Source organism: Streptomyces sp. NPDC024017 (assembly GCF_040638895.1).
Taxonomy (GTDB): Bacteria; Actinomycetota; Actinomycetes; order Streptomycetales; family Streptomycetaceae; genus Streptomyces.
Map to the genome: position 1 here is coordinate 268852 of NZ_JBEZYZ010000007.1, position 14565 is coordinate 283416.

The following is a 14565-nucleotide window of genomic DNA, read 5'->3' on the forward strand; positions in this document are numbered from 1 at the left end:
CCCGGCGTGTGGGGCGCCCGTCGAAGGCGGCGCGGCGGGGTCAGCCCAGATAGCCCATGCGATGGCTGATCTCGTCCGCGCCCTTGACCAGCACCGGAGCGAGGTCGTGCATACGGTCCTCGGTGAGCCGGTACGCCGGTCCGGAGGCGCTGATCGCCGCGATGACCTCTCCGTCCCTGTTGCGGACCGGGGCGGCCATGGCGTGCAGCCCGATCTCGAACTCCTCCAGGGTCCAGGAGTAGCCGCGCTCGAGCGCCTCGGCGAGGTTCTTCTCGAGCTTGGTCTTCGCCGTCAGGGTGCGGGGGGTCACCTTCTTCAGACCGGCCGCCGACAGCAGCGCGGCACGCTCCTTCGCCGGCATGTGGGCCAGCAGGATCTTGCCGCTGGAGGTGGCGTGCAGCGGCGTCAGCTGGCCGACCCAGTTGAACGCCGTGACAGCACCGGGACCGCGCACCTGGTACAGGTTGATCGCGTACTGCTCCTGCATCACGGCGAGGTTCACGGTCTCGCCGATCTCCTCGGCGAGACGCTCGCAGACCGGGCGGCTCTGCTGCGTGATGTCGATGCGGCCGGTGACCGCGCCGGCGAGGCGGACGAGGCCGAAACCCAGGCGGTACTTGCCGCGCTCGCCTGCCTGCTCCACCAAACCGCGCACCTCCAGGGCGCCGAGCAGCCGGAACGCGGTGGACTTGTGGACATCGATCTCGGCGGCCACCTCGCTGACCCCGGCCTCGCCGCGCCGGGCCAGAATCTCCAGCACGGTGATGGCGCGGTCGACGGACTGCACCCCACCGGTCGGCGCGGTCGTCGTTTCGGTATCTGGATGGTAGTTGCTCACAACGCAACTATACGGGCGTTAAACATAGGCGACAGCGGTGCAGGTCACGGGCCTGGTGCCAACCTTGTGCAAGTTGCGTTGTTCGCAACCTGGTGCGCATAGCGATACGGGTATTAGCATGCCGCGCATTCTCAACGGCGCGAGCGAGACGAGGCCTCATGGCTCACTTGCAGTACGACTTCGTCATCGTCGGTGGTGGATCGGCCGGCAGTGCACTGGCCAACCGGCTCTCCGCGGACCCCGGCAACCGGGTGCTGGTCCTGGAGGCGGGCAGACCCGACTACCCCTGGGACGTCTTCATCCACATGCCCGCGGCACTGACCTACCCGATCGGCAGCCGGTTCTACGACTGGAAGTACGAGTCCGAACCGGAGCCCCACATGGGCGGCCGGCGCGTCTACCACGCGCGAGGCAAGGTGCTGGGCGGTTCCAGCAGCATCAACGGCATGATCTTCCAGCGCGGCAACCCCATGGACTACGAGCGCTGGGCGGCCGACCCCGGCATGAAGGCCTGGGACTACGCGCACTGCCTGCCGTACTTCCGGCGGATGGAGACCTGTCTCGCCGCCGACCCGGACGACGAGTTCCGCGGCCACGACGGACCTCTCGTCCTGGAACGCGGCCCTGGGGCCAACCCGCTCTTCACGGCCTTCCTGAAGGCCACCGAGGAGGCGGGCCACGCCCCCACCGACGACGTGAACGGCTACCGGCAGGAAGGTTTCGCCAGGTTCGACCGCAATGTCCACCGCGGCCGCCGCCTGTCGGCCTCCAAGGCCTACCTCAAGCCCGTGCGAAAGCGCCCCAACCTCACGATCAGGACGCGCACCCTGGTCACCCGCATCCTCTTCGAAGGCAAGCGGGCCGTCGGCGTCGAGTACCGGCGTGGCCGCGGCAGACCCCAGCGGGTGTACGCCCGCGAAATCATCCTCTGCGGAGGCGCGATCAACTCCCCGCAACTGCTCCAGCTCTCGGGCGTCGGCAACGCCGAGGAACTGCGCGCGCTCGGCATCGACGTCGTACACGATCTGCCGGGTGTCGGCGAGAACCTCCAGGACCACCTGGAGGTGTACATCCAGTACGCCTGCAAGCAACCCGTCTCCATGCAGCCGTACCTCGCGAAGTGGCGCGCCCCCTTCATCGGCCTGCAGTGGCTCTTCCGCACCGGCCCCGCCGCGACCAACCACTTCGAGGCGGGCGGCTTCGTCCGCGGCAACGAGGACGTGCCCTACCCCAACCTGATGTTCCACTTCCTGCCCATCGCGGTCCGCTACGACGGCTCCGTGCCCGCCGGCGGACACGGATACCAGGTGCACGTCGGGCCCATGTACTCCGATGCCATCGGCTCGGTGAAGATCAAGAGCAAGGACCCGGCAGAGCACCCCGCGCTGCGCTTCAACTACCTGTCCACCGAGCAGGACCGCCGCGAGTGGGTCGAGGCCGTCAGGGTCGCCCGCGAGCTGCTCAACCAGCCCGCCATGGCCCCGTACAACGCCGGGGAGGTCTCGCCGGGACCCTCCGTCGAGACCGACGAGGAGATCCTCGACTGGGTCGCCAAGGACGGCGAGACCGCGCTGCATCCGTCCTGCACCTGCAAGATGGGCACCGACGAGATGGCCGTCGTGGACCCGGCCAGCATGCGGGTGCACGGGGTGGAGGGGCTGCGTGTCGTCGACGCGTCGGTGATGCCCTACATCACCAACGGCAACATCTACGCGCCCGTCATGATGATCGCGGAAAAGGCGGCCGACCTCATCCTCGGCAAGGACCCGCTGCCGCCGTCCACCGCCGCGTATTACCGGCACCGCTCCCTGCCGTAACCAGCAGTTTTCAGACAGCCGACGGGCCCGGAGGCGATGCGTTCCGGGCCGGTCGGCGTAGCCTCTCCGCAGCTGTCTCCTTGGCGAAACCGTCATCGGTCACCCCCTTGACGTGGGGTGCAGCCTTCTACAGAGTGTTCCACCACAAGCAATACGGTGCGCGATGCGCAACGCGATTCGCTCGAAGGGCCCTCGACGTGGCAGACCTGTACGTGGATGGAAAATGGCGGGATCCCGTGGCCGGCGGCCACCGGGACATCCGCTGCCCCGCCGACGGCACGCTCTCCGTGACCGTCTCCGAAGGTACACGCCCCGACGCGGAGGCGGCCATCGCCGCGGCCCGCGGGGCCTTCGACGAAGGGCCCTGGCCGCGCACCTCCGAGCGCGAGCGCGGCGCGCTGCTCCTGCGCACCGCCGACCTCCTCGAACGCGACGCGGACGCGTTCGCCCGCGCCGAATCGCTGGACACCGGCAAGCGGCTGGTGGAGAGCGAGTACGACATCGCCGACGTCGTCTCCTGCTTCCGCTACTACGGAGGGCTCGGCGGCACCGACGCCGGCCGGGTGATCGACACCGGCCGTGACGACGCCGTCAGCCGCGTCGTGTACGAGCCGATCGGAGTATGCGGGCTGATCACCCCGTGGAACTACCCGCTGCTGCAGGCTAGTTGGAAGGTCGCGCCCGCTCTTCTCGCGGGCAACACGATCGTCCTCAAGCCCAGTGAGCTCACTCCCTCGACGTCCGTCCTGCTGATGAAGGCACTGGAGGAGGCCGGGCTCCCGGCCGGTGCCGCCAACCTCGTCCTGGGGACCGGGCCCGAGGTGGGCGCTCCCCTCGCCGAGGACCCCGCCGTCGACATGGTCTCCTTCACCGGCGGCCTGGACACCGGCAGACGCATCATGGCCACCGCGGCCGCGACCGTGAAGAAGGTCGCGCTGGAACTCGGCGGCAAGAACCCCAATGTCGTCTTCGCCGACGCCGACTTCGAGACGGCCGTGGACTTCGCGCTCACGGCCGTCTTCCTGCATTCGGGCCAGGTCTGCTCGGCCGGCGCCCGGCTGATCGTCGAGGACGCCCTGCACGACCGGTTCGTCGACGAGGTCGTCCGCCGTGCCCGGCGGATCCGGCTCGGCGGGCCCTTCGATCAGCGGGCCGAGACCGGCCCGCTGATCTCCGCGCAGCACCTGGCGAAGGTCGAGGCGTACGTCGCGGCCGGACTCGCCGAGGGCGCCGTCCTGCGCTGCGGCGGCGAACGCCCCGTCGACCCGGCGCTGGCCGACGGCCACTACTACCCGCCCACCGTGCTCGACGAGTGCGGTCAGGACATGCGGGTGGTGCACGAGGAGTCCTTCGGGCCCGTGCTCACCGTGGAGCGCTTCACCGACGAGGACGACGCCGTGCGCATCGCCAACGACACCGAGTACGGACTCGCCGGCGCCGTCTGGACGCAGGACGCCGGGAAGGCCCAGCGGGTCGCCCGCCGGCTCCGCCACGGAACGGTGTGGATCAACGACTACCACCCCTATGTGCCGCAGGCGGAATGGGGTGGGTTCGGACACTCCGGGGTGGGCCGGGAACTGGGCCCGACCGGCCTGGACGAGTACCGGGAACCCAAACACATCTGGCAGAACATCCAACCCCGGCCGCAGCACTGGTTCCGCGGCTGAACGCCGAAAAGAGGTCGAACATGACCCCAGCAACGACCGAGGTTCCGCAGCAGCGCGGCACGCCCCAGGACTCGGCACCCGACCCCGTCATATCCGTACGCGAGTTGTGGAAGGTGTTCGGGCCGAAGGCGGACCGGGTGCCGGGTTCCGAGGAGCTTCGCGGGCTCACCCGCCGCGAACTGATGGACCGCACCGGCTGCACCGCCGCCGTGCGCGACGTGGACTTCGAGGTCGCGCCCGGCGAGGTGTTCGTCGTCATGGGCCTGTCCGGCTCCGGAAAGTCGACCCTGGTGCGCTGTCTGACCCGGCTCATCGAACCCACCGCGGGCGAGATCCTCTTCGAGGGCGAGAACATCCGCGACGCGGACGCGGGGCGCCTGCGCGAGCTGCGACGCAGCAAGTTCTCCATGGTCTTCCAGCACTTCGGGCTGCTGCCGCACCGCCGGGTCGTCGACAACGTGGCGTTCGGGCTGGAGATCCGCGGCATGAGCCGGGCCGAGCGCACCAAGAGGGCGCTGGAGGTCGTCGAACTCGTCGGCCTCTCCGGGTACGAGAACTCCTACCCGGACCAGCTCTCCGGCGGCATGCAGCAACGCGTGGGTCTCGCCCGCGCACTGGCCGGCGAGCCGGACGTACTCCTCTTCGACGAGCCGTTCTCCGCGCTCGACCCGCTGATCCGCCGTGACATGCAGAACGAGGTCGTCCGGCTGCACCACGAGGTCGGTAAGACGATGGTGTTCATCACCCACGATCTGTCGGAGGCGCTGCGGCTGGGCGACCGCATCCTCATCATGCGCGACGGCAGGATGGTCCAGTGCGGCACCGGCGACGAACTGGTCGGGGCCCCCGCCGACGACTACGTACGCGACTTCGTCAGGGACGTGCCCCGCGGTGACGTACTGACCCTGCGGTGGATCATGCGCCCGGCGGAGCCCGACGACCCGCTGGACGGTCCCGAGCTCGGCCCGGACGTGGTGGTGAAGGAGGCCACCCGGGCGGTGCTCGCGGCCGAGAAGCCGGTCAAGGTCGTGGAGGACGGCAAGCTGCTCGGCATCGTCGGTGACGAGGAGATCCTCGCGGTGGTCGCCGGGCAGGAAGGCGACGCGTGATGACCGTCGCGATCGAGAAGCCGGAGAAGACCGGGACCGCGGAGCCGCCCGCTCCCGCCCGGCGCGTGCGCACGGTCAACCGCGGCGTGGTGGTGGCCGGGATCCTGCTCGTCTGGCTGGTGCTCTTCGCCGTGCTGCGCGGCAAGCAGACCCTGTCCCTGGCCGCGGCCGACCTGACCGATCTGCACCGGTGGTTCAACGACGTCAACGACTCGATCGGAGCCAACCGCAACTCCAACCCGCTCTTCCTCTACTTCTTCAACGAGATCCGCCTGGTCATCGACTCCCTGGTGACCTTCGTGCAGGATCTGATCTCGCAGCCGACGCCGGGCCGCCCGGTTCCGCAAGTCGGCTGGCTCGGTGTCGTCGGCGTCGTCGGCTACGTCTCCTGGGCCGTGGGCAACTGGCGGGTCGCGCTGCTGGCCGTGGCCGGCTTCACCTTCCTCGGCCTGCAAGGGCTCTGGCAGGAGAGCATGGACACCCTGGCGCTGACCCTCTCCGCGGTCTGCGTGGCACTGCTGTTCGCCATCCCCCTGGGCGTGTGGGCCGGGTTGTCGGACCGGGTCAACCGGATCGTGACGCCGTTCCTGGACTTCATGCAGACGATGCCGACCTTCGTCTATCTGGCGCCGCTGACCCTGTTCTTCCTGATCGGCCCCGCCTCCGCCACGATCGCCACCACGATCTACGCGGCACCACCGGCGATCCGCATCACCGCGCACGCCATCCGCTCCGTACCACAGGCCACGGTCGAAGCGGCGAACTCGATGGGCGCGACGCGGCGGCAGGCGCTGCTGAAGGTCCTGCTGCCGATGTCCAAGCGGACCGTGGTGATGGGCATCAACCAGACCATCATGGCCGCCCTGGCCATGGTGACCATCGCGGCCCTGATCAACGCGCCCGGCCTCGGCGCGACCGTCATCCAGGCCCTGCAGTCGCTGGACGTCGGCACGGCCTTCAACGCCGGTCTGGCCATCGTCGTCCTGGCCATCGTGCTGGACCGGGTCACCACCGCGGCGAGCGGCCGGGCGGAGACGGCCCGGGGCTCGGACGGTCCCTTCCTCAAGTGGCGGCGGCAGCTGCTCGTGGCAGGCGCCGTGGTGGCGGCAGTGCTGGTGTATCTGTCGCACACCTATATATGGGCGGCCGAGTTCCCCGGCGAGGGCGGCGTCGGCAGCGGCATCGCCACGACGGCGGCCGATGTGACCACCTGGGCACAGGACAACCTGTCGGGCCTGACCAACGCCTTCCGTGACGCCCTCACCAACGGCCTGCTCAATCCGTTCCAGACCCTGCTGACCGACTCCCCGTGGTGGCTCGTCGGCGCCGCCCTCGTCGCGGTCGGCACGGTGCTCGGCAGCTGGCGCGCCGGGGCCACCACCCTGGTGTGCGTGGGCCTGCTCGTCGCCACCGGTGTCTGGTCGGACGCCATGACGACACTGGCCTCCACCGCGGTGGCGACGGTGCTGGTGATGCTGCTCGGCGTCGTGGTCGGGGTGTGGATGGGACGCAGCGCCCTGGTGGACCGGCTGATCCGGCCCTCCCTGGACGCGGCCCAGGTCATGCCGCCGTTCGTCTATCTCGTGCCGTTCCTCGCGCTGTTCGGCGCGACACGGTTCACGGCCATCGTCGCCGCCGTCGTCTACGCGGCGCCAGTCGCCATCAAGATCATCGCTGACGGGGTGCGGGCGGTGCCCGAGACCACCGTCGAAGCGGCGACATCCACCGGGTGCAACACCTGGCAGATCATCACCAAGGTTCAACTGCCCATGTCGAAGGGCGCCCTGACCCTCGCGACCAACCAGGGCCTGATCTACGTGCTGTCCATGGTCGTCGTGGGCGGCCTGGTGGGCGCAGGTGCCCTGGGCTACGACGTCGTGGCCGGGTTCTCGCAGGGACAGCTGTACGGCAAGGGACTCGCGGCCGGGCTGGCCATCGTCCTGCTCGGAGTCATGTTCGACCGGATCACTCAGGCAGCGGCTCGCCGCGCCGGCGCATAAGGAGCAACCACACCATGGCACGACACTGGAGAGCCGGCGCGGCCGGCCTGGCCGTCCTCGGCCTCACCCTCACGGCCTGCGGCGGCGCGAAGGTCGGCGACGACAGCGCAGGCGGCTCGGGCAGCTCGGGCAAGTGCAGCACCTTCAATCTCGCGATCAACCCGTGGGTGGGCTACGAGGCGAACGCGGCGGTCCTCGCGTACGTCGCCGAGCACGACCTCGGCTGCAAGGTCGAGAAGAAGAACCTGAAGGAGGAGATCGCCTGGCAGGGCTTCGGGACGGGCGAGGTCGACGCCGTCGTCGAGAACTGGGGCCACGACGATCTGAAGAAGAAGTACATCACCCAGCAGAAGACCGCCGTCGACGCGGGCCCGACCGGCAACGAGGGCCTCATCGGCTGGTACGTGCCGCCGTGGCTGGCCAAGGCGCACCCGGACATCCTGGACTGGAAGAACCTGAACAAGTACGCGTCGAAGTTCAAGACCTCGGAGTCGGGCGGCAAGGGACAGCTCCTCGACGGCGACCCCTCGTACGTCACCAACGACGAGGCGCTGGTGGAGAACCTCAAGCTGGACTTCAAGGTGGTGTACGCGGGCAGCGAGACCGCGCTCATCCAGGCGTACCGCAACGCCGAGAAGAACAAGGAATGGGTGATCGGCTACTTCTACGAGCCGCAGTGGTTCCTGTCCGAGGTGCCGTTGAAGAAGGTCAGCCTGCCCGAGTACAAGGAAGGCTGCGACGCCGACGCCGAGAAGGTCGCCTGCGACTACCCGGTGTACAAGCTCGACAAGATCGTCAGCGCCAAGTTCGCCAAGTCCGGCAGCCCGGCCTATGACCTGGTGAAGAACTTCACCTGGACGAACGACGACCAGAACACCGTCGCCAAGTACATCGCGGTGGACAAGATGTCGCCCGACGCGGCGGCGAAGAAGTGGGTCGAGGCCAACCGCGACAAGGTCGACGCCTGGATCAAGTAGGGCGCACGACCGCCCTGGTGAACCCCGCCGGAAAGGCCCGGCAGGCTGTGTCCTCAGCCTGCCGGGCCTCGTCGTTTTCCGGTGATTCCTCCCTGCCGCTCCCGGGGGTTTTTCCGGCGTCGCGGACCCCTTGACACGCCTGTCCACGGCGGGCACATTGAGTTGCGCAACCTGAACCTTGTTGCGCACACAGCAACTGGATCGCTTTTCAACGTCGGAGGTGCGGCGATGGCGGGACCCCGGGTGGTCATCATCGGAGCGGGCGTCGTGGGAGCAGCGCTCGCCGATGAGATCTCCGCGCGAGGCTGGACCGAAGTGACCGTGGTCGACCAGGGCCCGCTGCCCGCCACCGGGGGATCGTCGTCGCACGCCCCGGGCCTGGTCTTCCAGACCAACCCCTCCAAGACCATGACCGAGATGGCCCGTTACACCGTCGAGAAGTTCTGCTCGCTCGACGTGGACGGCCAGCCCTGCTTCCTCCAGGTCGGCGGCCTGGAGGTGGCGACCAGCCCGGAGCGCGTCACGGAACTCCAGCGGCGCCACGGCTGGCTGGCCTCCTGGGGCATCGAGTCCCGGCTGCTGAGCACCGAGGAGTGCGTCGAACAGCACCCGCTCGTCAACCCGGACAAGGTCCTCGCCGGCCTCCTCGTGCCCACGGACGGCCTCGCGAAGGCCGTCCTCGCCGTCGAGGCGCAGATCCGCCGGGCCACCGAGCGCGGCGTGCGCTTCCTCGCCCGTCACGAAGTCCTCGACGTCCAGCGGGCCGACGGCCAGGTGACCGGCGTCCTCACCGACCAGGGCGAGATCCCCGCCGACATCGTCGTGTGCTGCGCCGGCATCTGGGGCCCGAAGATCGCCCGCATGGCCGGCATGAACCTCCCGCTCACGCCGCTCGCCCACCAACTCGCCTGGACGGGCCCGGTACCGGCCCTCGCGGGCCAGACGCAGGAGGCGGTCCGCCCGATCCTGCGCCACCAGGACGCCGACCTCTACTACCGCGACCGCTTCGACGGCCTGGGCATCGGCTACTACGGCCACCGACCGATGCCGATCTCGGCCGACGACATCCTCTCCGTGGACGAGGCCGACGAGATGCCGTCCGTCCTGAAGTTCACCGAGGAGGACTTCGAGGAGGCCTGGAGCGAGACCCAGTCGCTGCTCCCCGCGACGAAGGACGCCAAGGTCGAAGAGGGCATCAACGGCCTGTTCTCCTTCACCACCGACGGCCTGCCGCTGCTCGGGGAATCCCTGGACGTCAAGGGCTTCTGGGTCGCCGAGGCCGTCTGGGTCACCCACTCCGCGGGCGTCGGACGGGCCATGGCCGAATGGCTGGTCGACGGCTACTGCTCCTCGTTCGACCTGCACGAGTGCGACGTCAACCGCTTCGAGCCGCACCAGCTCTCGCCGGAGTACGTACTGGCCCGCGACTGCCAGAACTTCGTCGAGGTCTACGACATCCTGCACCCCCTCCAGCCGTCGGGGGACCCGCGCCCGATCCGCACCAGCCCGTTCCACACCCGCCAGCAGGAGCTGGGCGCCTTCTTCCTGGAGGCGAACGGCTGGGAGCGCCCCCAGTGGTACGAGGCCAACGCGGGCCTGGTCGAAGGCCGTTCCATCGTCACCCCCAACGACTGGGCGGCACGGTACTGGTCGCCCATCGTCGCGGCCGAGGCCCAGACCACCCGCGAGACCGTCGCGATGTACGACATGACGGCCCTCAAGCGGCTCGAGGTCAGCGGGCGCGGCGCCGGCGAGTTCCTGGAGGGGCTGTGCACCGGCAAGGTCGCCAAGTCCGTCGGCTCGGTGACCTACACGCTGCTCCTCGACCACGACGGCGGCATCCGCAGCGATGTCACCGTCGCGCGGCTGGCCCCCGACCTCTTCCAGGTCGGCGCCAACGGCAACCTGGACCTCGACTGGTTCACCCGCCACCTCCCCGCCGACGGCACGGTCCAGGTCCGCGACATCACCCCCGGCACCTGCTGCATCGGCCTGTGGGGGCCGCGCGCCCGCGACGTCCTCCAGCCGCTCACCGACGCCGACTTCTCGGCGACCGGCCTGAAGTACTTCCGGGCCAAGCGCGCCCACATCGGCTCCGTGCCCGTCACCGCGATGCGCCTGTCGTACGTCGGTGAACTCGGCTGGGAGCTGTACACCACCGCCGACCTTGGCGGGAAACTGTGGGACACCCTGTGGCAGGCGGCCGAGCCGCTCGGCGGCATCGCGGCCGGCCGCGGCGCCTTCAACAGCCTGCGCCTGGAGAAGGGCTACCGCTCCTTCGGCACGGACATGACCTACGAGCACGACCCCTACGAGGCCGGCGTCGGATTCGCCGTCAAGCTCGACAAGGACGACTTCATCGGCAAGGCGGCGCTGGAGCGGCGCAAGGCGGACGTACGGCGGAAGCTCACCTGTCTCACGATCGACGACCCGAAGGCGGTCGTGATGGGCAAGGAGCCGGTGTACGACGGCGACTGTGCGGTCGGGTACGTCACGAGTGCCGCGTACGGCTACACGATCGGCAAGGGCATTGCCTATGCGTGGTTGCCGGTGGAGCTGGCCGCTCCGGGGACCGTTGTGCACATCGGGTACTTCGATCAGTCCGTCGAGGCGGTAGTGGCTGAGGAGCCTTTGTTCGATCCGACGATGTCCCGGCTTCGTGGCTGAGTCTTCGTCTGCGGGCGCGTCGTGGATGTCGCGCAGTTCCCCGCGCCCCTGGAGGGCGTTCAAGCTCGGCCTCGTTGGAAGGAACTCACCAGGTGACCGCACAACTGCTCGACGGTAAGGCCACCGCCGCTGCCATTCGCCGCGAACTCTCCGAGCGCGTCGCCAAGCTGACCGCGACCACCGGCCGTGCACCGGGCCTCGGCACCGTCCTGGTCGGCGACGACCCCGGCAGCCACGCCTACGTCGGCGGCAAGCACCGTGACTGCGCCCAGGTGGGCATCGCCTCCATCCGCCGGGAGCTGCCCGCCGACGCCTCGCAGCAGCAGGTCGAGGAGACGATCGACGAACTCAACGCCGACCCTGCCTGCACCGGCTACATCGTCCAGCTGCCGCTGCCGCGCCACCTCGACGCGGGCGCCGTACTGGAGCGCATGGACCCGGCCAAGGACGCCGACGGACTGCACCCCGTCAACCTCGGCCGGCTCGTCCTCGGTGTCGAAGCCCCACTGCCGTGCACCCCGCGCGGCATCGTCGAACTGCTCCGCCGCCACGACGTGCCCCTCGCCGGAGCGCGGGTGTGCGTGATCGGCCGGGGCATCACCGTCGGACGGCCCATCGGACTCCTCCTCACCCGCAGGTCCGAGAACGCCACCGTCACGCTGTGCCACACCGGCACCAAGGGCCTGGCCTGGCACGTACGCGAGGCGGACATCGTCGTCGCGGCCGCCGGCTCGCCCGGACTGATCACCAAGGACATGCTGCGCCCCGGCGCGGCCGTCCTCGATGTCGGTATCACCCGCACCGACCAGGGGCTGGTGGGTGACATCCATCCGGACGCCGCCCAGGTCGCCGGATGGCTGGCCCCGATGCCCGGGGGCGTGGGTCCCATGACCCGGGCCATGCTGCTCGCCAATGTCGTCGAGGCCGCCGAGAGGAACGCGAACACCGTATGAACGCGCTGAACACCCCCCTGGCGGAGCTGGACCCCGAGGTCCACGCCGCGCTCCGCGCCGAACTGCACCGCCAGCAGTCCACCCTGGAGATGATCGCCTCCGAGAACTTCGCGCCCTCCGCCGTGATGGAGGCCCAGGGCTCGGTGGCGACCAACAAGTACGCCGAGGGCTACCCGGGCCGCCGCTACTACGGCGGATGCGAACACGTCGACGTCACCGAGCGGCTGGCCATCGAGCGGATCAAGTCCCTCTTCGGCGCGGGCTTCGCCAACGTGCAGCCGCACTCGGGCGCCCAGGCGAACACCGCCGTCTTCTTCGCCCTGCTCCAGCCCGGCGACACCGTCCTCGGCCTCGACCTCGCGCACGGCGGGCACCTCACGCACGGCATGCGCATCAACTACAGCGGCAAGATGCTCAATGTCGTGCCGTACCACGTGTCCGAGGCGGACAACCTCGTCGACATGGACGAGGTCGAGCGACTCGCCAAGGAACACCGCCCCAAGATGATCATCGCAGGCTGGTCGGCGTACCCGAGGCAGCTGGACTTCGCGGAGTTCCGCAGGATCGCGGACGACGTCGGCGCCCTGCTGATGGTCGACATGGCGCACTTCGCGGGACTGGTGGCGGCGGGCCTGCACCCCAACCCCGTACCGCACGCCCACGTCACCACCACCACGACCCACAAGACACTCGGAGGCCCGCGCGGCGGCGTCATCCTCACCAACGAGGCCGACCTCGCCATGAAGATCAACTCTGCGGTCTTCCCCGGCATGCAGGGCGGCCCCCTGGAGCACGTCATCGCCGCGAAGGCGGTGTCGTTCAAGGTCGCCGCGACGCCCGAGTTCGCCGAACGCCAGGCCCGTACGCTCGCCGGCTCCCGCGTCCTGGCTGAACGCCTCACCCGGCCCGACGCGGCGGCGGCCGGGGTGAAGGTCCTGACCGGAGGCACGGACGTCCACCTGGTCCTGGTCGACCTGCGCGACTCGGAACTCGACGGCCGGCAGGCCGAGGACCTGCTCCACGAGATCGGCATCACCGTCAACCGCAACGCCGTGCCCTTCGACCCGCGCCCGCCCATGGTCACCTCGGGCCTGCGCATCGGCACCCCGGCCCTGGCCACCCGCGGCTTCACCGAGGCGGACTTCGCCGAGGTCGCGGACGTGATCGCCCTCGCCCTCCAGCCGGAGCCGGACGTGCCCGCCCTGCGCGCCCGCACGGAGGCCCTGGCCGCCAAGCACCCGCTCTACCCGCACCTGTCCGAGGACGGAGACGCCCGATGAGCCCCCGCACCCCCGGCGCCGAACTCCCCGAACACCCCGACTGGCTGTGGCGCAACCCCGAGCCGAAGCGCTCGTACGACGTCGTCGTCGTGGGCGGCGGCGGCCACGGCCTGGCCACCGCCCACTACCTGGCGAAGAACCACGGCATCACCAACGTCGCCGTGCTGGAGAAGGGCTGGCTGGCGGGCGGCAACATGGCCCGCAACACCACGATCATCCGCTCCAACTACCTGTGGGACGAGAGCGCCGGCATCTACGAGCACGCGCTCAAGCTGTGGGAGGGGCTGGCGGACGAGCTCGACTACCCGATCCTGTTCTCCCAGCGTGGCGTACTGAACCTCGCCCACAGCCTCCAGGACGTCCGCGACAGCGTGCGCCGCGTCGAGGCCAACCGGCTCAACGGCGTGGACGCCGAGTGGCTCGACGCGGACGGCGTCAAGGAAATCTGCCCGATCGTCAACATCTCCCCGGACGTGCGCTACCCGGTCCTCGGCGCGACCTACCAGCCGCGCGCGGGCATCGCCAAGCACGACCACGTGGCGTGGGGCCTCGCCCGCTCCGCCGACGCCGCCGGGATCGACATCATCCAGAACTGCGAGGTGACCGGCCTCGACGTCGTCGGCAACCGGGTGGTGGGAGTCCGGACCACCCGCGGACCGATCGCGGCCGGCAAGGTCGCGCTCTGCTCGGCGGGCCACACCTCGGTCCTGGCGGCCATGGCGGGCGTCGAACTCCCCGTCCAGAGCCACCCCTTGCAGGCCCTGGTGTCGGAGCTGCTGGAGCCGGTGCACCCGACGGTCGTCATGTCCAACGCGGTCCACGTGTACGTCAGCCAGGCCCACAAGGGCGAGCTGGTGATGGGCGCGGGCATCGACGCGTACAACTCCTACACCCAGCGCGGCGCCTTCCACATCATCGAAGAGCAGATGTCGGCGGCCCTGGAACTCTTCCCGGTCTTCGCCCGCGCCCACGTCCTGCGCACCTGGGGCGGCATCGTCGACGTCAGCCCCGACGCCTCACCGATCATCGGCCTCAGCCCGGTCGACAACCTCTACCTCAACTGCGGCTGGGGAACCGGCGGTTTCAAGGCCACCCCGGGCGTCGGCTGGGTCTACGCCCACACCATCGCCCACGACACACCGCATCCGCTGAACGCCCCCTTCTCGCTCGACCGTTTCACCACCGGCGCGCTCGTCGACGAGCACGGCGCAGCCGCGGTGGCCCACTAGGACCACTGGAAGTTTTGGGAGCCGATCC

The 14565-nt window shown here is 69.6% G+C and carries 10 protein-coding genes; 9 read left to right on the forward strand and 1 reads right to left on the reverse strand.

Annotation, left to right across the window (positions count from 1 at the left end; genetic code table 11):
* Window positions 1-40: 40 nt before the first annotated feature.
* Window positions 41-787 (reverse strand): IclR family transcriptional regulator, encoded by a 747-nt coding sequence (locus tag AB0G20_RS20840; protein ID WP_361305040.1) that lies wholly within the window; start codon window positions 785-787, stop codon window positions 41-43.
* A gap of 209 nt (window positions 788-996) precedes the next feature.
* On the opposite strand from AB0G20_RS20840, the gene betA reads away from it, so the two are divergent.
* From betA to AB0G20_RS20885, 9 genes are all read left to right on the forward strand, one after another.
* A complete protein-coding gene (gene betA, locus AB0G20_RS20845; RefSeq protein WP_361304529.1) occupies window positions 997-2655 on the forward strand; it encodes a choline dehydrogenase in 1659 nt (552 codons plus the stop codon).
* A 197-nt stretch (window positions 2656-2852) separates the two neighbouring features.
* On the forward strand, window positions 2853-4322 hold the full coding sequence (locus AB0G20_RS20850) for an aldehyde dehydrogenase family protein (protein WP_361304532.1): 1470 nt from the start codon (window positions 2853-2855) through the stop codon (window positions 4320-4322).
* A gap of 20 nt (window positions 4323-4342) precedes the next feature.
* A complete protein-coding gene (locus tag AB0G20_RS20855) occupies window positions 4343-5431 on the forward strand; it encodes a glycine betaine/L-proline ABC transporter ATP-binding protein (protein WP_361304535.1) in 1089 nt (362 codons plus the stop codon).
* Complete coding sequence (locus AB0G20_RS20860) at window positions 5431-7431, forward strand: ABC transporter permease subunit (protein ID WP_361304538.1); 2001 nt, start codon at window positions 5431-5433, stop codon at window positions 7429-7431. The genes AB0G20_RS20855 and AB0G20_RS20860 overlap by 1 nt, the downstream gene beginning before the upstream one ends.
* A gap of 14 nt (window positions 7432-7445) precedes the next feature.
* Window positions 7446-8408 (forward strand): ABC transporter substrate-binding protein, encoded by a 963-nt coding sequence (locus AB0G20_RS20865; protein ID WP_361304541.1) that lies wholly within the window; start codon window positions 7446-7448, stop codon window positions 8406-8408.
* 228 nt (window positions 8409-8636) lie between these two features.
* The gene (locus AB0G20_RS20870; protein WP_361304544.1) at window positions 8637-11075 is read left to right on the forward strand and encodes an FAD-dependent oxidoreductase; all 2439 of its coding nucleotides are present in this window, start codon (window positions 8637-8639) and stop codon (window positions 11073-11075) included.
* A 92-nt stretch (window positions 11076-11167) separates the two neighbouring features.
* Window positions 11168-12028, forward strand: a complete 861-nt coding sequence (locus tag AB0G20_RS20875) for a bifunctional methylenetetrahydrofolate dehydrogenase/methenyltetrahydrofolate cyclohydrolase (RefSeq protein ID WP_361304547.1) — start codon at window positions 11168-11170, stop codon at window positions 12026-12028.
* On the forward strand, window positions 12025-13308 hold the full coding sequence (gene glyA, locus AB0G20_RS20880) for a serine hydroxymethyltransferase (RefSeq protein WP_361304550.1): 1284 nt from the start codon (window positions 12025-12027) through the stop codon (window positions 13306-13308). The genes AB0G20_RS20875 and glyA overlap by 4 nt, the downstream gene beginning before the upstream one ends.
* Window positions 13305-14537, forward strand: coding sequence for a sarcosine oxidase subunit beta family protein (locus AB0G20_RS20885; RefSeq protein ID WP_361304553.1), 1233 nt, complete (start codon window positions 13305-13307; stop codon window positions 14535-14537). The genes glyA and AB0G20_RS20885 overlap by 4 nt, the downstream gene beginning before the upstream one ends.
* The last annotated feature ends 28 nt before the right edge of the window (window positions 14538-14565 follow it).

Excerpts from the sequence above, each read along its gene's own strand:
- betA (WP_361304529.1), top strand. The coding sequence starts at position 997 with ATGGCTCACTTGCAGTACGACTTCGTCATCGTCGGTGGTGGATCGGCC.
- AB0G20_RS20855 (WP_361304535.1), top strand. The coding sequence starts at position 4,343 with ATGACCCCAGCAACGACCGAGGTTCCGCAGCAGCGCGGCACGCCCCAG.
- AB0G20_RS20860 (WP_361304538.1), top strand. The coding sequence starts at position 5,431 with ATGACCGTCGCGATCGAGAAGCCGGAGAAGACCGGGACCGCGGAGCCG.
- AB0G20_RS20865 (WP_361304541.1), top strand. The coding sequence starts at position 7,446 with ATGGCACGACACTGGAGAGCCGGCGCGGCCGGCCTGGCCGTCCTCGGC.
- AB0G20_RS20870 (WP_361304544.1), top strand. The coding sequence starts at position 8,637 with ATGGCGGGACCCCGGGTGGTCATCATCGGAGCGGGCGTCGTGGGAGCA.
- glyA (WP_361304550.1), top strand. The coding sequence starts at position 12,025 with ATGAACGCGCTGAACACCCCCCTGGCGGAGCTGGACCCCGAGGTCCAC.
- AB0G20_RS20885 (WP_361304553.1), top strand. The coding sequence starts at position 13,305 with ATGAGCCCCCGCACCCCCGGCGCCGAACTCCCCGAACACCCCGACTGG.